Here is an 18,728-nt window from a genome sequence, read left to right on the forward strand (position 1 = left end):
TGAGGCCGTGGGAGAAGTCGGTTGGAGCAGAGGGAGAGGAGATTGTGCGCGTGGCCAGGCAGGAACGAGCGGTCGTGACCCGTCAGCAGATTGTTCGGGCGGCGGCGGAGTGCTTCGACGTCACCGGGTATGAGCGTACGACGTTGTCCGACATCGTCGACGGCTCCGGCGTGACGAAGGGGGCGTTGTACTTTCATTTCAAGTCGAAGGACGACCTGGGAACAGTGGTCATCGACGAGCAGCATGCGATCTCGATGGCGACCGTGTCCCGGATCCGCGCGACCGGCACTCCTGCGCTCGAGCAGCTGGTCATGCTGACGCACGAGATGGGCCGGCAGATCGTCGAGGATCCGGTTGTGCGGGCCGGTATCCGGCTGACCCTGGAACTCAGCGCGGCGGAGGGGCCGGCGACGCCCTACGTCGACTGGATCGCCGGACTCGACCGACTCTTCCACGACGCAGCGGATGAGGGCGATCTTTCCGACACCGTGGATGCAGCGCATCTGGCGCGGTACTTCGTGTCGGCGTTCACCGGCGTGCAGCTGGTGTCGAACGTCCTCACCCAGCGCCGGGACTTGGACGTCAGGATCGACCAGATGCTCGACATCTTCGTCCCCTCGATCATGGCGCCGCGCCGACGCCGCAGGTTCGACGCCTATCGTCATGCCCGCTGGACCTCCACCTCGATCTGATCCGCCGCCTCTCGTGGCGGGGCGAGCCTGATCGTGCCGGACGACTTCTCGATTCCCCATTGATCGAAGGTGACGGTGACGCCCCCGATCTCACAGTCGAGGGCAGCAGTCACCGTGGTGGGTTCGTCCAGTTCGAGGAAACGGCGGAACCGTATCGAGATGGACTCGACATCGCCGCAGGGCCATCCCAGCCGCAGCCGGGCCACCTGACGGGCGGCTTCGAGTACAAACGCACCGGGTACGTGGTCACAGGGGTGGTCGAACAGCACGGGGTGGCTGGTGTCCACTCGCAGTTGCCATCGACCAGCACCTTGTCCGCCGGGATGTCGGCCGAGGGTGACCGAACTGTCGTCCGGGGCGCCGACCGCGGGTGTGGGTACCGGTTCCGGGCGTGGAATGCCCCCTACGGATTTCGCTCGGTCACCGGGCCATCGCGCGGTTTCGTACTCGCCGCTGGTGAGGACGTTCGCGGTTGCGCGTGCGGTACCCACCGGGGCTGCGCCGAGGAGGAATTCGATGTCCACCGTGAAGGCGGTCAGGCGTCCGTTCCGCCGGTGATGTTCGGTCACGTGTGCACGCAGGACAACCTCGGCTGCGGCCGGTCCGATTGTCAGCGACGCGAGGTCCGCGTTCACCGTCATGGACTGCATCGTGAACTTCCGATCCAGCGGCACCCTGTAGTAGCGGTGGGCGAGGTAAATGGCGCACTGCCTGGCAGTTTCAGCGAGGATCATGGTGTCGTACCGCTGGGTCCCGGTGCGGTAGAACGCGTGCAGGCGCGGCCACTGAGCACCGAGCAGAAACCGGCCCGACCCCGAAGTCGGAACACTGTCGGTGAGGAACACCTCCGATACCGACTGCCGGTGGACGAACTGCCGGGGCACCGTCGCTTGGTAGCTCAACGCCTGCAACATCTCAGGGAGGCTAGTGCTCAAACATCCCAACCGTCCGGCTTTTGTGATGACAAATCGGACATCCTTCCCTGTCGGTGCGGGGTGCCCTAGGCCGGGGAACGGCTGTTCCAAGGATCGTCGAAGTGGAATCGGCCCACCGGTCGCTGACAGAGACCATCGCCACCTGAGGGCTTCCTACGTCGTTGAGGCCTGAACACCCCGGGGTATCTAAAAATACCGGAGAACCGGTTATTTTCTTCAAAATGCCGCCGTCGATTGACCGTCCGGGTTAGCGTCCACCTCGGAGACCGAGACCGCACCAACAGTCACGTTTGCTTGAGGCTCAACGGACTTGGTTGCACCCCCTCGATCTCCGGGCGCCCGGCAGCTCGCAGATCCACGACCGGAAGCGGGACGACGTAGCACCAGGGGATCGTCCCTGGGTTGAAGAAGGGGGCGCGACGGCATTCATCGCTGTCGCGAACTGGGCGTGCAACCGCAGTCGACAGACCGCGGGCCGCACATCGGATCGAACCTCATATTCGCCTCACGAAAGGCAAACCATGGGCATCTCGAAGACCATCACCGGACTCACCGCCTCCGTCGGCGCTCTCGCGCTGATGGGAGCAGGCATCGCCAACGCAGTCATCCCCGACCCGGACCCGAGCAGCTCCCCCAGCTACACGATGTGCGGCACCGTGTACGCCCAGGCAGGCGCGACCACCGTCGCCGACAACCACCCCGCACCCAACTCCGGGATCCCCGACACCGCCACGGTGGTGTCCGGAGCCACCGTCGGCGGAACACTGAAGAACTCATCCGGCGGCACGGTCGCCACCTACACCCCGATCGCAACCAACAGCGCCGGGCAGTTCTGCTTCACCGGTTCGTTCAGCATGGTTTCGACCATTACCGGGGGCGGTCGAGTGGAGCTCAACGTCGGTTCACTCCCCTCGCCCTACACGACTGTTGTTCACATCACCCACAACAACGTCATCGACGGCACCGCGTTCAACAACCATCGCGTCGGCGGCGCCCTCGGGACACGGGCCACCGGCCTCAACATCCTCGTCTCCTGACCAAGAAAGGAGGAAACCTTGTCTGTCGAATTCCTCGACGCGTTCTCGGTCTACTACAAGTTGATGGCCGGTATCGCCACCGGCTCAGCGGCCGGTTCCACCTTCCCCACCGAATGAGCAGCCCGAAAATCTAGAAAGGACAATCCCATTGGGATCACTCGCTGACGCCGTTCCGCTGGCGTTCGACATGGTGTACCTCGTCGCCGTTCAAATCCCGGCGAAGCTCTTCATCGGCATCGACGTCTGACGGAAAGGGGAAGACCACATGGACATCGAGTTCCTCAAAGCATTCCTGGTCCAGTTCGTCGGTGGCTCCGTCGCGCCGACGGTCGGCGCGACGGGCAGCTTCCTACAAGCACTCTCCTGAAAGGAGGCAGACACGATGCTCGGAAACTTCATGGACGGGTCCGTCGACTGGGCGGTGAACATCGCCATGATCCCGATCATGGCGACCCTCATGGTCGGCATGAGCTGACATGACCCAGCCGGGCCCGGTACTGTCCTCGCACTACCGGGCCCGGCTCCTCCGGTTGCGGAGTGGAAGGCACCCGACCGAAACTACAGGCGCCGTCTGCGCTACATCGGCCGATCATGGCTCCGGGAAGCGCGCCCACTAACCCGCGCGACCAATCAGGATCCGGCGCAGGGTCTCACGGCTGATCGCCGGCACCACCCTTCCGGGCTAGGTTGGGGGCATGGCTACCACGGCAGACCATCTCCGGACCACACTCGACGGACGCTGGAACGACGTGCGTGAGAAGGTGCGCAGCGACCTCTCCCGGCCGGAGTTCACGCCCCATTTCACCCCCGATCTCGCCGAGGCCCGCGCGAAGACCCTGAGCCAGATGCACCTCCTCGCCGAGTCGGGTTACGCAGCGGACGGTTTCGCATCCGACCACGGCGGAACCGGGAACGTGGGCGCCGCCGTGACCGCCATCGAGATGGTCGCGATGTCGGACCTGTCGTTGATGGTCAAGTCGGGCGTGCAGTGGGGTCTCTTCGGCGGCGCGATCGAAAATCTCGGAACCGCAACCCATCACGAACGGTATGTCCGTCCGACCATCGACCTCGACCTCCTCGGGTGTTTCGCGATGACGGAGACCGGTCACGGCAGCGATGTCCAGTCCCTCGAGACCACCGCCACCTACGACGCGTACGCCGGCGAATTCGTGGTCCACTCACCGACGCCGTCGGCACGCAAGGACTACATCGGCGGCGCCGCGCAGCACGCCCGCATGGCAGCGGTGTTCGCGCAGCTGATCACCGCGGGCCCCGGCGAGGATCCGGAGTCGAAGGGAGTGCACTGCTTCCTCGTTCCGATCCGCGACGACGACGGCGCCGACCTGCCCGGCGTCGTCACCTCCGACTGCGGATTCAAGGGTGGGCTGCCCGGCGTCGACAACGGCCGGATCGTCTTCGACCACGTGCGAATTCCCCGCGAGAACCTGCTCAACCGCTACGCGGACGTCGCGGCCGACGGCACCTACTCGTCCCCGATCGACAGCCCCACCCGCCGGTTCTTCACGATGGTCGGCACCCTCGTCCGCGGCCGGGTCACGGTCGGGGGCGCGGCAGGCGCGGGCGCCCGGCTGGCGTTGGACATCGCGACCCGATATGCCCTGCAGCGGCGGCAGTTCGACCGTCCCGAATCCGAGGACGAAGTGCTGATCCTGGACTATCTCGTGCATCAACGTCGACTGCTGCCGCTGATCGCCCGGTCCTACGCACTGCACTTCGCACAGAACGAGCTCGTCACCCGGCTGCACGAGATCCAGACGGCGGAGGAGGTCGATCCGCAGGAGCAGCGGGAACTGGAAGCGCGGGCAGCCGGACTGAAGGCCGCGAACACCTGGCACGCGACACGCGCCATCCAGGAGTGCCGCGAGGCCTGCGGCGGCGCGGGCTATCTGACGGAGAACCGTCTCGTCGCCCTCAAGGCCGACACCGACGTGTTCACCACGTTCGAGGGCGACAACCACGTCCTCACGCAGCTCGTCGCGAAGGAGCTGCTCACCTCGTACGCCGAGGAGGTGCGCGGGATGAGCCCCGTCGAGTGGATGCGGTTCGCCGCCACGACTGTCTCCGACGTGGTCAAGAAGCGCACCGCCGCGCAGCAGATCATCCAGACCATCCTCGACACCCGGCAGGACAACGAGGAGGACGGCAGCCTGTTCAACCGCGGCACCCAGCTGACGATGTTCTCCGACCGCGAGGAGTACCTGCTGTCGACGGCGGCGCGGAGACTGCAGGGTGCGAGCAAGCGAGAGGACGACCCGTTCGACGCGTTCAACTTCGTGCAGGATCACGTGCTGCGCGCGGCGCAGGCTCACATCGACCGGGTGGTGCTGGAGGCGTTCGTCGCCGGTATCGACTCGTGCGTCGACGAGGCCGCCGCCGAACTGCTCGGCGACCTGTGCGACCTGTACGCGCTGTCGGTGATCGAGGACGACAAGGCGTGGTTCATCGAGCACCGGCACCTGTCGGTGGAACGGGCGAAGGCCGTCACCCGCGGCGTCAACGAACGCTGTCGGTCACTGCGTCCGCACGCGCTCACCCTCGTCGAAGGATTCGGGATCCCCGCAGCGGTGCGCGGCGCCGCGATGCTCCGACCGTAGTCGGAGCATCGCGGGGCGTCAGGACGTGGGCATGACGCGGAGAACCTTGTCGGCCGCACCGTTGTCGGTGGTGACGAGAAGCGCACCGTCCGATGCGAGCGTCACCGATCGCAACCGCCCGAACTGCCCTTCCAGTGCGACGGCCTGCTCGGTGACGGACAGTCCGTCGTCGGCGAGCCGCAGCAGGACCAGCTTCCGCTCCTGCTGGCTGGTGACGACGAGGGTTCCGGCCCACGGCCCCCAGATCGCACCGTCGAGGAACGTGCCGCCCGGCGTCGCGATGGTCGGCGCACCCGAACTCCACACCGCGGCAACGGCTCCCGGCACCCGATCCGGGTCGGTCATGGGAACCGATTCGTCGTAGGCGGCGGGCCTGCGGTCCGGACGGTAGCCGTAGTTGGATCCGGCGCTCAGCAGGTTCACCTCGTCGTCGGCCCTGGTGCCCTGTTCGATTCCGTAGAGGCGGCCGGTGCCGGGCTGCAGCGCCAGTCCCTGGACGTTGCGGTGTCCGAGGGTGAACACCGGGCGGGCGGGATCGGGGTTTCCCGCGGCGGGGGTCCCGTCCACGTTGACGTGCAACACCTTTCCCCCGAGCGATGCCGGGTCCTGCGGGGCGGTCGGAGACGTCGAGTCGCCGGTACCGATGTACAGGGTGCCGTCGGGGTGCGCGAACACACGGCAGCCGCCGTGCCTGCCGGTCGAGGTGACGGGGAGGCCGGTGAGGACGTCGGCGCCGCGGGTGAGCCGTGTCCAGCCCTCGTCGACGGTCCAGGACACCACCCGCACGTCTCGTCCCGCACCATCGGCCGAACTCGTGTCGAGCCGCCCGGTGACGGAACCTGCCCCGCCGGGATCCTGGTGCCCCTGGCACGTGAACAGTGTGCGGTTCGACGCGAAGTCGCGGGACAACGCGATTCCCATCAGCCCGGTCTCGCCCGCCGCGAACAGGTCCGCCAGGTCGGCCGCGACCTCCCCCGTCGACCCGTCGGGCCGCAACACCACGAACCGACCCGAACGCTCACCGGTGAGGATCGCCCCGTCCGGCGCCTCCACCACGTCCCACGGCTTCGCCAGCCCGTCGAGGACGGTTGTCACCGACACCTCCGGTCCGGCCACGAGCGGCACGGGCGGTGCGGGCGGCGCGCACGCGACCAGTGTCGAAGCGACCACCACGACCGCGCCCAGGACTGCGCCGGCATCGAAAACCCTCACGATCCAACCCCGTCACCTCTGCGACTGACGAATTCCGTCCAACACTAGGGGACGCTGCGAAGATTGTCCGGATCGAAATGCCCCGGCGCTCGCCCCGATCAGATGATGGTCCCGCAACCGAACCCGACGGGTCCGCAACCGGTACCGCCACGAGAATCCCGGCCACAGAGCGTGATTGCGACCACGGCCGTCGAGGTACCAGCTTCCGCAACCACCGGTGCTCCACACCGCGCGCCGCAGCCGCCGCTGCACCCCGGCGTCCGCCGCCTCCTGCACATCCTCGCGAACGTCGAGCGCCGCGGCTCCGACCCGGTCCAGCGCCCTGATCGCGTCCAGGACGTACCGAATCTGCGACTCGATCATGAACACCACCGAGTTGTGGCCGAGTCCGGTGTTGGGACCGGACAGCAGGAACAGGTTGGGCATGCCCGCGACGGTGATTCCGTGGTGCGTCCGGACACCGCCACTCATCCACCGCTGCTGCAGTGTCGTGCCGCCGCGCCCGGTCAGCGGCAGGGCGGCGAGCGATCCGGCGACCCGGAATCCGGTCGCGTACACCAGGACGTCGGCGGGTCGGGTGACACCGTCTGCCGTGACGATCCCGGTCGGGGTGACGTGACCGACGGCCACCGTCACAACGCGGGTCGACCCCGACGCCAGGGCGGGAAAGTAGTTGTCCGACCGGATGATCCGTTTGCATCCGATGCGGTGGTCCGGGGTCAGGGCGCGCCGCAGCTCGGGGTCGGCCACCTGCGCGTGCAGGTGCCGCACCGCGCGCCTGTGCATCAGTGCGGACGCCACCGTAGACCCGGCGAAGGCGGGGGCCGTCGCCTCCGCGCGCCAGTACCAGCCGATCCGGGCGAGGCGCGGCAGCCGCGGTGGCCGCGTTCCGAGCGGCGGGAGCACCCACGCCGGGGTGCGCTGGTACACGTCCACCGCGCCTGCTCGCTCGACGATCTCGGGGATCAGTTGCGCCGCGGACGCCCCGGTGCCGATGACGGCGACGCGTTTGCCGTCGAGGTCGATGCGCTCGTCCCAGTCTGCCGTGTGGACCACCGGACCGGCGAAGGTGTCGACGCCGGGAATCCGCGGCCGTTTCGGCAGATGCAGGGCGCCGGTCGCGGCGACGAGGAACTGCGCCTCGAACGTTCGGCCGTCGGCGGTGACGACCGTCCAGCGCGCCGCGTCCTCGTCCCACTCTCCGCGAACCACCTCGGCGCCGAACTCGACGCGGTCGGCGAACCCACCGCCGAGGGTGCGCAGGTAGTCGAGGATCTCCGGTTGCCGGGCCCGGGCATCGCTCCACCCGTCGCCGCGCGCGAAGGAGTACGAGTAGAGCACCGACGGAATGTCGCAGGCGCAGCCCGGGTAGGTGTTGTCCCGCCAGGTTCCGCCGAGGTCTCCGGCCTTCTCCAGGACCACGAAGTCATGGATGCCCGCCCGCTGCAGGCGCGCCGCCATGCCGAGTCCGGCGAACCCGGCTCCGATCACCAGCACCCGGGTCGATCTCATCTCGTTGTTCCACGTCACCGCCACACTTGAACAGTGTTCAAGTGTGGCGGTGTGAGCGCAAGTCGCCCCTACCGGGCGAAGCGTCGCAGGCGCAGGCTGTTGCCGACCACGAACACCGACGACGCCGCCATCGCGGCACCCGCGATCATCGGGTTGAGCAGGCCGAACGCCGCCAACGGGATCGCGGCCACGTTGTAGGCGAAGGCCCAGAACAGGTTCGCCCTGATCGTGTTCAGCGTCACCCGCGCCAGCCGGATCGCCTGCGGAACCGACCGCAGATCACCGCGGACGAGGACCAGGTCGCCCGCCTCGATGGCGGCGTCGGTGCCGGTGCCCATCGCGAGCCCGACGTCCGCGGTCGCGAGCGCGGCGGCGTCGTTGACGCCGTCGCCGACCATCGCGACGGCGCGGCCCTCACCCTGCAACCGGCCGACCTCGGCGGCCTTCTCGTCGGGAAGAACCCCGGCGATCACCCGCTCGATCCCCACCTCGTCGGCCACGCGGCGCGCCACGGACTCGGAGTCGCCGGTCAGCAGGACCGGCGTCATCCCGAGCGCCCGGATCTGCGAGATCGCGTCGGCACTGGTGGGTTTCACCGCGTCCGCGACGCCGATCGCACCGCGGACGGCGCCGCCCCACGAGACCGCGACCGTGGTGTCACCGGAGTCGAACGCCCCGGCCAACTCCGCGGGAACGGCGTGCTCGGCCCTGCCGACGGTGACCCGCAGCCCGTCGACGGTGCCGACGACGCCGACACCCGCACGGTTGGCGAAGTCGGCCACGGCGAACGACCCGGTGCCCGCGGCGGCGATCGCCCGCGCCACCGGATGCTCCGACGCCGACTCGACGGCCGCAGCCAACGCGAGCACGCGGTCGCGGTCCTCACCGTCCGCAGCCACGACGGAACGGACGGTCATCGTGCCGGTGGTGACGGTGCCGGTCTTGTCGAGAACGACGGTGTCGATGCGCTTGGTCTGCTCGAGGACCTCGGGTCCACGGATCAGAATGCCGAGCTGCGCGCCGCGTCCGGTGCCCACGAGAAGCGCGGTGGGCGTGGCCAGTCCAAGCGCGCAGGGGCAGGCGACGATGAGGACGGCGACGGCCGCGGTGAATGCCTCGGTCGCAGCGTGACCGGTGAGCAGCCAGCCGCCGAGGGTGAGCGCGGCGAGCACGAGCACGACGGGCACGAACACCGCCGACACCCGGTCGGCGAGCCGTGCGACCTCGGCCTTGCCGTTCTGCGCGTCGGTGACCATCTTGGCGATGTGCGCCAACTGCGTGTCGGCACCGACCTTGTCGGCCCGCACCACCAGGTGTCCGTCGGTGTTCACGGTGCCGCCGACCACGGCGTCGCCCTCGGCGACGTCGACGGGCACCGACTCGCCGGTGATCGTCGACGCGTCGACGGCTGCGCGGCCACGGAGCACGACACCGTCGGTGGCGATCTTCTCTCCGGGCCGGACCGCGAACCGGTCCCCCACCCGCAGGTGCTGCACCGGGATCCGCGTCTCCTCGTCGCCTGCACCGAGAACCGCGACGTCCTTGGCCCCGACTTCGAGCAGGGCCCGAAGCGCGCTTCCCGCACGCCTTTTCGCCTTCGCCTCCGCGTACCGGCCCGCGAGCAGGAACACCGTGACCGCCGCCGCGACCTCGAGGTAGAGCTGACCGGACGGGTCGTGCGCTCCGAGCCCGAAGGAGAACTCGTGCGTCATCCCGATGTGTCCAGCGGTGCCGAACACCAGGGCCCACAGCGACCATCCGTAGGCGGCGAGGGTGCCGACCGAGACGAGGGTGTCCATCGTCGACGCGCCGTGCCGGGCGTTGATCAGGGCCGCGCGGTGGAACGGGTAGCCACCCCAGAACACGATGACGGTGGTGAGCGCGAGACAGATCCACTGCCAGTAGTCGAATTGGAGCGCCGGAATCATCGACAGCGCGACCACAGGCACACCGGCCACCGCGGACACCAGCAGGCGCGGGCCGAGTGAATCGGTGCGCGCCCCGTCGTCTTCGGGTTCCTCGGCGACCTCGGCGGCGGTGTAGCCCGCCGACTCGATCGCCGCGACGAGGTCGTCGACGGACACGCCGTCGGGCCTGCTGACGTGCGCCCGCTCGGTCGCGAAGTTCACCGTCGCGGTGACGCCGTCGAGCTTGCCGAGTTTGCGTTCGATCCGACTCGCACAGGACGCGCAGGTCATGCCGCCGATGTCGAGGTCGACGTCGGATGATCGCGCGCCCGCCCGCTCGGCCTCGCGCGGCGTAGCGGCACCGCCGGTCACGAGGTCAGCTCGTATCCCGCCTCTTCGACGGCCGCGGCGACGGCGGTCCGGTCGAGCGGGGCGTCGCTGGTCACGTCGACGCGGCCGGTTCCGAGGTCGACGACGACCTCGGTGACGCCCGCGATCTCGGTCAACTCCTCGGCGACGGAGGCGACGCAGTGCTGACAGGTCATTCCGGTGACGGTGTAGGTGCTCTGCATGTCTGTGCCTTCCAGCGGGGGTGTGTCAGGACTTGACGAGACGGGCGATGGCGGCGGACGCCTCCTTGACCTTCGCGTCCGCTTCGGGCCCACCCTGGCGTGCCGCTTCGACGACGCAGTGCGAGAGGTGCTCGTCGAGCAGCTTGAGGGAGACCGACTGCAGCGCGCTCGTCACCGCCGACACCTGGGTGAGGATGTCGATGCAGTAGCGGTCGTCGTCGACCATGCGGGAGATGCCCGCGACCTGCCCCTCGATGCGCCGCAGCCGCTTGAGGAGGGCTTCTTTCTCGGCCGAGTATCCGTTCATACCCATATCATACCCCCCGTGGGTATGAATTCCCGGGATGGGTGGGACCGCCGGACATCGACGAAAGGGCGCATCCCCACACGCCTCACACTCCGATGTGGCGGATGTGGCACAGGTCTCCCCCGAACAAGACTGGCGGCAAGCACATTCGCCTCGAGGGAGTCACATGAGTCGCGTCCTGTCGTCGGTTGCCACCGACGGTTCCGTTCCCACCAGCGCCGTCCTCGACGTGCCGACGCTCACGTTCTCGCCGACGGCCGGGAACGCGAACACGCCGGACGGGAACACGCTGCACGCCGAAGTGGTCTGGCCGCAGGGCGGTGCGCCGCTCCTCTCCGATCTGGTGGCGACCTTCGCCCATCTGGACCTGTGCGTGGCCACGCACGATCTGGTGGGTGGCGACCTCGACACGGCGTCGGTCCACCGATTCACGTTCCGGACCGCAGCGCTCGAGTGGGACGCGGCGACGGAGGCCCTCGTGTCCGAGGCCTTCGTGGCCGCGACGACGGGCGCCGTCGAGGTGGACGGCTACCTCCGACTCGTCGCCACCGCGGGCCTGCCGTGGCGCGAGGCCGTCGTGGTGCGCGCGCTCGCCCGATACGCCCGTCAGTGCGGACTCGAACTGTCCAGCACGTCGGTGATCGACCTCCTGGCCGTCCGGCCGGAGTACGTGCGGGCGCTGGTGGCGCTGTTCCGCGCCCGGCTCGATCCCCGACTCGAGGACCGGGATGCGGCCGTGGCCGGTGTCGAGGCCACGCTCACGGCCGCGGTCGCGGCCACCGCGACGCTCGACGAGGACCGGCTGCTGCGCGGACTGTGGTCCGTCGTCTCGGCGACCCTGCGCACCAACTGGTTTCGGGCGCACGTGCAGGACGGCGCGCCGATCGCCCTGAAACTCGACCCGTCCCGGGTGTGCCTGCCCGCCACGGTCGTCCCGCACCGGGAGATCTTCGTCCACTCCGCCGATGTGGAAGGAAGCCATGTCCGCGGCGGGCCGATCTCGCGCGGCGGCCTGCGCTGGTCGGATCGCCGCGACGACTTCCGGACCGAGGTCCTCGGCCTGATGCGCACGCAGGTGGTGAAGAACTCGCTGATCGTGCCCATCGGAGCCAAGGGCGCGTTCGTGGTTCGCGGTACGACCGAACCGGCTGACATCGAGAGGGCCTACTCGTCGTTCGTCGGCGCCCTCCTCGACGTGACCGACAACGTCGTCGACGGGGTCACCGTGCACCCGGCCGAGACGGTCGTCCACGACGGCCCCGACCCCTACCTCGTCGTGGCCGCCGACCGCGGAACCGCGCGCTTCTCGGACCTCGCCAACGGCATCGCCCTCGGGCGCGGCTTCTGGCTCGGGGACGCGTTCGCCTCCGGCGGGGCGACCGGATACGACCACAAGGAGATGGGCATCACCGCCCGCGGCGCCTGGTGCTCGGTGCGCCGCCATCTCGCCGAGGCGGGCACCGACGTCGACACCGACGCGTTCACCGTCGTCGGTGTCGGAGACATGTCGGGCGACGTGTTCGGCAACGGGATGCTGCTGTCGAGGCAGATCCGCCTCGTCGGCGCCTTCGACCACCGCCACGTGTTCCTCGACCCCGATCCGGACCCCGAGCAGTCGTATCGCGAACGCGAACGCCTCGCCTCCCTCGAACGCAGCAGTTGGGACGACTACGACCCTGCTGCCGTCTCGCGCGGCGGCGGAGTCTGGCCGCGGACGGCGAAGTCGATCCCGCTGTCCCCGCAGGCCCGGCGCCGCCTCGGCGTCGACGCCACCGAGCTGGCACCGCACGAGGTGATCCGCGCTCTCCTGCGCGCCCAGGTCGACCTCCTGTGGAACGGCGGTATCGGGACGTACGCGAAGGCGTCGACGGAGTCGCACACCGACGCGGCGGACCCCGCCAACGACGGGGTGCGTGTCGACGCCGACACCCTGCGCTGCCGGGCGATCGGTGAGGGCGGCAACCTCGGCCTGACCCAGCGCGCGCGGGTCGAGTACGCACTCGGCGGAGGACGCGTCAACGCCGACTTCATCGACAACGCCGCGGGCGTCGCGACCTCCGACCGCGAGGTCAACCTGAAGATCGCGCTCGACTCCGCGGTGCACTCGGGCGTCCTCTCCTCGGATGCGCGCGACGCGCTGCTCGCCGACGTGGCCGACGACATCGCACGCTCGGTCCTGGGCGACTGCGACCGGCAGACTCTGGCGATCAGCCTCGCCGAAGCCAACGCCTCGTTCCTGCTCAGCAGGCACGAGCGCCTGATCGAGAACCTCGAGGACGCCACGAGCATCGACCGGGCCGCGGACGTCCTCCCGTCCCGCACCGAACTGGCGGCACGCAGGCGCGCGGGCACGGGTCTGGTCCGTCCCGAGATCGCGGTCCTGCTCGCCCGCTCGAAGAACCTCGTTCGCAGCGAACTCCTGGACTCCGCCGACCTGGACGACCCCGCGTTCGCCGGCCTCCTCGACGAGTACTTCCCGGCTCGGATCCGCACCGTCGCCGGACCGGATCTGCGAGGGCACCGCGTCGCTCGCGAGATCATCGCGGTGGTCGTCGCGAACCAGCTGATCGACCGCGTCGGCCCCGGCTTCATCCATCGCCTCGAGGAGCGCGCCGGTGCGACCACGGCCGAGATCGTCACCGCCTACGCTGTGGTCCGGTCCACGTTCGACGTCGACCGGATCTGGAACGACGTCCTCGCCCTTCCCGACATCGGGCGGCAGACCCGCCTGGACCTGCTGTCCGGAGTCCAGGAACTGATCGAACGCGCGACGTCCTTCCTCCTGCGGGCACGCCGCGGCGGTCACGGTGCCGCCGCGGACGGTTCCCGGCTCGCCGACGCGGTGCGCGAGCTCACCGGCGCCCTTCCCCGGCTGTCCGGGCGGCTCGAATCGGACCTCGCCACGCTGCGCGTGCTGGCGCAGGCGCCCGCACTGGCGAACACGGCGGCACGCACCGGCCATCACGTGACCCGCGCCGCCCAGGCCTACCGCGAACTCGGCTCCGCGCTGGGCCTGGACTGGCTGTGCACCGCGATCGCGGCGGACACCCAGACCGGGTACTGGGACACGATGGCCGCCGACGTGGTCACCGACGACCTCCGGGAACGCTGGCATGCACTCGTCGAGGTGATCCTGTCCGATCTCGGAACAGACGAGCCGATCACCGACGCCGTCGACCGGTGGCGCTCCTCGAACCCGACCGGCGCGGCGCGTCTGAACTCGATGATCGACGAACTCCGTCGTGACGGCCGAGGGGACGCCGCGCGGGGCTGCGTGGTCGGCGCGGAGATCGCCCTTGCCGTACGCACCGCCGTCGCGCCGGGCGGCGTCGTCACCCCTGTCGCGCGATGATCGCCAGCAGGAGCTCCGCCCGCACCCGCGCGACGTCGAGATCACAGCCGAGGAGGTCCTCGATCCGTGTGATGCGGCTGCGGAGCGTGTGCCGGTGGACGCCGATCGTCGCGGCGGCGGATTCCCAGTGTCCGTTCGCCTCGAGATAGGCACGCAACGACGCCTCGAGGTCGGTGCCCTGCTCCCGGTCGTGAGCGACGAGGGGCGCGATCATCGTCTCGGCCAACGCGTCGAGGACGCGGCGGGACTCGGGGAAGGTCAGCAGCGCACTGCCGGTCATGGACTCGAACTCGACCGGCTGTCCGCCGTATGCCGCGGCCGAGGCCGTCAGTGCCGACTGCTGGACCGCGTCGGTCACGTCGTCGACCGGGTGCACGGTGCTCAGTCCGACGCGGATCGACTTCGCCTGCCGCGACCCGAGTTCACGCACCAGCCTGCGGGCGACGTCGGATCCGTCCCGACCGCGAAGCAGCGCCGTCACGCGCATCTCGTCGCGTCGGATGAAGGTCTGGCGGGCATCGGCGGTCATGATCGCGTCGACCACGTCGACGACCCGCTGGACGGCGTCGTCGGAATCGCAGAGCACGGTCATGGCCCGGATCAGCCCGTCACTGTCCGCGGCCTGACGCATCTGTGCGCGCGCCGGAGCGAGGTCGATCTCGGTCGACAGGAGCAGTCCGATCGCCTCGCTGTTGAGCCGGTTCTGTGCGGCCCGCAGCCGATGCGGCTTCTCGAAATCCAAGGCCAGCAACGAGTTCGCGTGACCGAGCAGGATCTGTTCCACGTGGCCGAGCGAGCTGTCGCTGATCGCAGCCAGGTATCCGTGGACGACGTTGCCACCCGTGATGACCTGCACGGCGACCGTCGCGCCGGTACTGCTCCGGGCGACGCTGCTCGCGACCGATCCCGATCCGCTCGCGGCCAGATCCGCGACCTCGGCGACGACGGCGTCGTCGACGCCGTCCGGATACGCCTCGATGACCCGCATGGACGGATCCAGCAGCAGGACGGTCGCAGAGCAGGCCACCGACAGCTCACGAATCGTCGCGTAGATGCCGCCCTGGATCGCGGAGCGAGTCATCCGGGGCTGGGCTCGCGAGGCGCGCAGCATGGACTCGTACCGCAGCTCCGCGAGACGCTCGGTGACCTTCTTCGCCACCGCCACGAACGGCGTCGGCAGCGGCACCTCCAGCAACGGCAGGCCGTACTCGTCGGCGGCCGTGACGAGGTCCTCGGGGACCGACGGGTGGGACAGGCCGACCCCGAACCCCACGGCCGCGACGCCGCACTCGGCGATCTTCTGCAGGTAGGCGCGGCGATCCACCGCGGACGAGGGCAACGCGATCCCCGTCGTGAGCAGCAACTCGCCACCCGAGAGCCAGCGCGCCGGATCGCTCAGCTCGGTGGTGACCACGAAGGTCACGTCGGCGTCGAGCCCGCCGGTGCCCGCCAGCAGCTTCAGCGCAAGTTCGGGCTGCGACAGCAACCACCTGACAGGAAGGGCCATCACGCCTCCAGTCACCCACGGATGTTCCGCGGACCCACCCTGACGAATTGGCGAATCCGAGCTGACCTCACTCGACATTCTGGCAGATGTCCGGAGTTGTGAAGCACCGCACATTTAGAGGACCACCGCGAGGAGATCTCACACGACGGCGTGCCGTCCAGATCTGACGGCGGTGCCAGGCACACCCGCACGGTGCCGCCCAACCGTTCGAGAGGACCGACCACGATGACGATCGACCTGCTGAAGAACTACATCGACGGCGCCTTCGTGGATTCGGCGTCGGACGAGACCATCGACCTCGTCAGCCCGGTCGACGAGACCGTCGTCGCCCGCACGCCGGTCTCCACCGAAGCCGACGTCGCCGCCGCCGTCGAGGCGGCCCAACGGGCCTTCCGCACATGGGGACGGACCACACCCGGTCAGCGCCAGACCGCCCTCCTCGCCCTCGCGGACGCCATCGAGGCGCACACCGACGAGATCGTCGAGGCGCAGTGCCGCAACACCGGCCAGCCCAAGGCCGTCGTCGCCGCAGAGGAGGTCAAGGTCGGAGCCGACCAGCTCCGCTTCTTCGCCGGTGCCGCCCGCCTGCTCGAGGGCAAGTCCGCCGGCGAGTACATGGAGGGCTTCACCTCCTACGTCCGGCGTGAGCCGATCGGCGTGGTCGGGCAGGTCACCCCGTGGAACTACCCGTTCATGATGGCGATCTGGAAGATCGGGCCCGCGCTGGCCGCGGGCAACACCGTGGTCCTCAAGCCCAGCGACACCACCCCGGAGAGCACGCTCGTGCTCGCCCGCCTGTCGCAGGGCATCCTGCCCGACGGCGTCCTCAACGTGATCCTCGGCAACGCCGCCACGGGTGCCTCCCTGGTGGAGCATCCGGCACTGGGTCTGGTCTCGATCACCGGATCGGTTCGCGCCGGCATCGCCGTCGCGGTGTCCGCCGCGAAGCAGGTCAAGCGCGCGCACCTCGAACTCGGCGGCAAGGCACCCGCTGTCGTGTTCGCCGACGCCGACATCGACAAGGCTGCAGGCGGCATCGCCGAAGCGGGCATCTTCAACGGCGGCCAGGACTGCACCGCCGCGACGCGCGTGCTGGTACACGAGTCCATCCACGACGCGTTCGTCGACGCGCTGGTCGCGAAGGCCGAGGCGCTGACTCCCGGACTCCCCGACGACCCGGACGCCTTCTACGGCCCCCTCAACAACGCCGCGCACTTCGGGCGGGTGGTCGAGAAGATCGCCGCACTGCCGAGCCACGCGAAGGTGCGCACCGGCGGCAACCGGATCGGCGACACGGGCTACTTCTTCGCCCCGACGATCGTCACCGACGTCGCGCAGGACGACGCGATCGTGCAGGAGGAGACCTTCGGTCCGGTGATCACCGTCCAGTCGTTCACCGATGAGGAGCAGGCCGTCGAGATGGCCAACGGTGTCGACTACGGCCTGGCCGCGAGCGTGTGGACCCGGGACCACGGCACCGTCCAGCGCATGTCCGTCGCGCTCGACTCCGGAGCGGTGTGGATCAACTGCCACATCCCGCTGGTCGCCGAGATGCCGCACGGCGGGTTCAAGCAGTCCGGCTACGGCAAGGACCTGTCCGCGTACGGCGTCGAGGACTACACCCGCCTCAAGCACGTCATGAGCGCCCACGACTGAGCACGTACAACTGAGCGCCGACCGACCGATTCACCTTTTCGCACAAGAGATTCCGAAGGACCAACCCGCATGAGCACCATCGAGTACCGCCTCCCCCAGAAGCGCGTCCTGGTCACCCCGCTGCCCGGCCCGAAGTCCGCCGAGCTCACCGCACGCCGCCGCGCCGCGGTCGCGGCCGGTGTCGGATCCAGCGTCCCGGTCTACGCTGCCGACGCCGACGGCGGCGTGATCGTCGACGTCGACGGCAACTCCCTGATCGACATGGGCTCCGGAATCGCGGTCACCAACGTCGGTGCGTCCGACCCGAAGGTCGCCGCCGCGGTCGCCGAGCAGGCCGGCCGGTTCACCCACACCTGCTTCATGGTCACCCCGTACGAGAGCTACATCCAGGTCGCCGAGGAACTCGCCGCCCTGACGCCCGGCGACCACGAGAAGCGCACCGTGCTGTTCAACTCGGGAGCCGAGGCCGTCGAGAACGCGATCAAGGTCGCGCGCCTGGCCACCGGCCGCGACGCGGTGGTCGCCTTCGACCACGCGTACCACGGTCGCACCAACCTGACGATGGCGCTGACCGCCAAGTCGATGCCCTACAAGACGAACTTCGGCCCGTTCGCTCCGGAGATCTACCGGATGCCGATGTCGTACCCGTTCCGCGACCAGCCCGGCCTGACCGGTGAGCAGGCCGCGCGTCGCGCGATCACCCAGATCGAGAAGCAGATCGGCGCCGAGTCGCTCGCCGCGATCATCATCGAGCCCATCCAGGGCGAGGGCGGCTTCATCGTGCCCGCCGAGGGCTTCCTCCCGACGCTCGTCGAGTGGGCTCGCGAGAACGATGTGGTGTTCATCGCCGACGAGGTCCAGTCCGGCTTCGCCCGCACCGGCGACTGGTTCGCGTCCGACGCCGAGGGCATCGTCCCGGACATCGTCACGATGGCGAAGGGCATCGCAGGCGGCATGCCGCTGTCCGCGATCACCGGCCGCGCCGACCTGCTCGACAAGGTTCACCCGGGCGGACTGGGCGGCACCTACGGCGGCAACCCGGTCGCCTGCGCCGCCGCGCTCGCCGCGATCGACACGATGCGCGAGAACGACCTGCCCGCCCGTGCCCGCCACATCGGCGAGGTCGCGACGACACGTCTGCGCGCGCTCGCCGACGAGGTTCCGGCGATCGGCGAGGTCCGTGGCCGCGGGGCGATGCTCGCCGTCGAGTTCGTCAAGCCCGGCACCGACGAGCCGGACGCCGCCGTCACCAAGGACATCGCGGCCCGTGCCCTGGAGCAGGGCGTGATCCTGCTGACCTGCGGCACCTACGGCAACGTCATCCGGCTCCTGCCGCCGCTGGTGATCGGCGACGAGCTGCTCGACGACGCGCTCACCGTCATCGAGGGCGCGATCCGCGCCGCCGTCTGACCTTCCGTCCGCCC

At 69.3% G+C, this 18,728-nt stretch carries 13 protein-coding genes; 6 read left to right on the forward strand and 7 right to left on the reverse strand.

Annotation, left to right across the window (positions count from 1 at the left end; genetic code table 11):
- The first annotated feature begins 50 nt into the window (after positions 1-50).
- Positions 51-692, forward strand: coding sequence for a ScbR family autoregulator-binding transcription factor (locus FFS72_RS08915; protein WP_137873600.1), 642 nt, complete (start codon positions 51-53; stop codon positions 690-692).
- Here the strand turns inward: FFS72_RS08915 and FFS72_RS08920 are convergent.
- The gene (locus FFS72_RS08920; protein WP_137873601.1) at positions 662-1,606 is read right to left on the reverse strand and encodes a ScbA/BarX family gamma-butyrolactone biosynthesis protein; all 945 of its coding nucleotides are present in this window, start codon (positions 1,604-1,606) and stop codon (positions 662-664) included. The genes FFS72_RS08915 and FFS72_RS08920 overlap by 31 nt on opposite strands.
- A 542-nt stretch (positions 1,607-2,148) precedes the next feature.
- Between FFS72_RS08920 and FFS72_RS08925 the strand changes: the two genes are divergently transcribed.
- Both FFS72_RS08925 and FFS72_RS08930 read left to right on the forward strand, forming a co-directional pair.
- A complete protein-coding gene (locus FFS72_RS08925; protein WP_137873602.1) occupies positions 2,149-2,664 on the forward strand; it encodes a hypothetical protein in 516 nt (171 codons plus the stop codon).
- Between the two features lie 695 nt (positions 2,665-3,359).
- The gene (locus FFS72_RS08930) at positions 3,360-5,279 is read left to right on the forward strand and encodes an acyl-CoA dehydrogenase family protein (RefSeq protein ID WP_137873603.1); all 1,920 of its coding nucleotides are present in this window, start codon (positions 3,360-3,362) and stop codon (positions 5,277-5,279) included.
- A gap of 18 nt (positions 5,280-5,297) precedes the next feature.
- On the opposite strand, the gene FFS72_RS08935 is transcribed toward FFS72_RS08930, so the two are convergent.
- The 5 genes from FFS72_RS08935 to FFS72_RS08955 all read right to left on the reverse strand — a co-directional run bounded on the left by FFS72_RS08935 (position 5,298) and on the right by FFS72_RS08955 (position 10,789).
- Complete coding sequence (locus FFS72_RS08935) at positions 5,298-6,491, reverse strand: PQQ-dependent sugar dehydrogenase (protein WP_502704092.1); 1,194 nt, start codon at positions 6,489-6,491, stop codon at positions 5,298-5,300.
- Positions 6,492-6,503: 12 nt separating this feature from the next.
- Positions 6,504-8,003, reverse strand: a complete 1,500-nt coding sequence (locus tag FFS72_RS08940; RefSeq protein WP_171018604.1) for a flavin-containing monooxygenase — start codon at positions 8,001-8,003, stop codon at positions 6,504-6,506.
- Between the two features lie 68 nt (positions 8,004-8,071).
- Positions 8,072-10,282: a heavy metal translocating P-type ATPase gene (locus FFS72_RS08945; RefSeq protein ID WP_283235409.1), complete on the reverse strand. Its 2,211-nt coding sequence runs from the start codon at positions 10,280-10,282 to the stop codon at positions 8,072-8,074.
- Entirely contained in the window at positions 10,279-10,482 is a 204-nt protein-coding gene (locus FFS72_RS08950) for a heavy-metal-associated domain-containing protein (protein ID WP_137873605.1), read from the reverse strand. Before FFS72_RS08950 ends, FFS72_RS08945 begins: the two co-directional genes overlap by 4 nt.
- A gap of 25 nt (positions 10,483-10,507) precedes the next feature.
- Entirely contained in the window at positions 10,508-10,789 is a 282-nt protein-coding gene (locus FFS72_RS08955) for a metal-sensitive transcriptional regulator (protein ID WP_050065857.1), read from the reverse strand.
- A 166-nt stretch (positions 10,790-10,955) separates the two neighbouring features.
- Here FFS72_RS08955 and FFS72_RS08960 point away from each other — a divergent pair, with 166 nt between their 5' ends.
- Positions 10,956-14,141: an NAD-glutamate dehydrogenase domain-containing protein gene (locus FFS72_RS08960; protein WP_137873606.1), complete on the forward strand. Its 3,186-nt coding sequence runs from the start codon at positions 10,956-10,958 to the stop codon at positions 14,139-14,141.
- Here the strand turns inward: FFS72_RS08960 and FFS72_RS08965 are convergent.
- Positions 14,122-15,648 carry a PucR family transcriptional regulator gene (locus FFS72_RS08965; RefSeq protein ID WP_137873607.1) on the reverse strand — a complete coding sequence of 509 codons (1,527 nt, stop codon included), beginning with the start codon at positions 15,646-15,648 and terminating at the stop codon, positions 14,122-14,124. The two genes, FFS72_RS08960 and FFS72_RS08965, sit on opposite strands and share 20 nt — an antisense overlap.
- Before the next feature lie 225 nt (positions 15,649-15,873).
- Here FFS72_RS08965 and FFS72_RS08970 point away from each other — a divergent pair, with 225 nt between their 5' ends.
- On the forward strand, positions 15,874-17,304 hold the full coding sequence (locus tag FFS72_RS08970; protein ID WP_137873608.1) for a gamma-aminobutyraldehyde dehydrogenase: 1,431 nt from the start codon (positions 15,874-15,876) through the stop codon (positions 17,302-17,304).
- 69 nt (positions 17,305-17,373) lie between these two features.
- Positions 17,374-18,714: a 4-aminobutyrate--2-oxoglutarate transaminase gene (gabT, locus tag FFS72_RS08975; protein WP_137873609.1), complete on the forward strand. Its 1,341-nt coding sequence runs from the start codon at positions 17,374-17,376 to the stop codon at positions 18,712-18,714.
- Positions 18,715-18,728: the final 14 nt, after the last annotated feature.

Source organism: Rhodococcus sp. Q (assembly GCF_005503035.1).
Taxonomy (GTDB): Bacteria; Actinomycetota; Actinomycetes; order Mycobacteriales; family Mycobacteriaceae; genus Rhodococcus_G.

Coding starts and splice junctions, on each gene's coding strand:
- FFS72_RS08960 (WP_137873606.1), top strand. CDS start 10,956: ATGAGTCGCGTCCTGTCGTCGGTTGCCACCGACGGTTCCGTTCCCACC.
- FFS72_RS08930 (WP_137873603.1), top strand. CDS start 3,360: ATGGCTACCACGGCAGACCATCTCCGGACCACACTCGACGGACGCTGG.
- FFS72_RS08965 (WP_137873607.1), bottom strand. CDS start 15,648: ATGGCCCTTCCTGTCAGGTGGTTGCTGTCGCAGCCCGAACTTGCGCTG.
- FFS72_RS08940 (WP_171018604.1), bottom strand. CDS start 8,003: ATGAGATCGACCCGGGTGCTGGTGATCGGAGCCGGGTTCGCCGGACTC.
- FFS72_RS08920 (WP_137873601.1), bottom strand. CDS start 1,606: ATGTTGCAGGCGTTGAGCTACCAAGCGACGGTGCCCCGGCAGTTCGTC.
- gabT (WP_137873609.1), top strand. CDS start 17,374: ATGAGCACCATCGAGTACCGCCTCCCCCAGAAGCGCGTCCTGGTCACC.
- FFS72_RS08950 (WP_137873605.1), bottom strand. CDS start 10,482: ATGCAGAGCACCTACACCGTCACCGGAATGACCTGTCAGCACTGCGTC.
- FFS72_RS08955 (WP_050065857.1), bottom strand. CDS start 10,789: ATGAACGGATACTCGGCCGAGAAAGAAGCCCTCCTCAAGCGGCTGCGG.
- FFS72_RS08970 (WP_137873608.1), top strand. CDS start 15,874: ATGACGATCGACCTGCTGAAGAACTACATCGACGGCGCCTTCGTGGAT.
- FFS72_RS08925 (WP_137873602.1), top strand. CDS start 2,149: ATGGGCATCTCGAAGACCATCACCGGACTCACCGCCTCCGTCGGCGCT.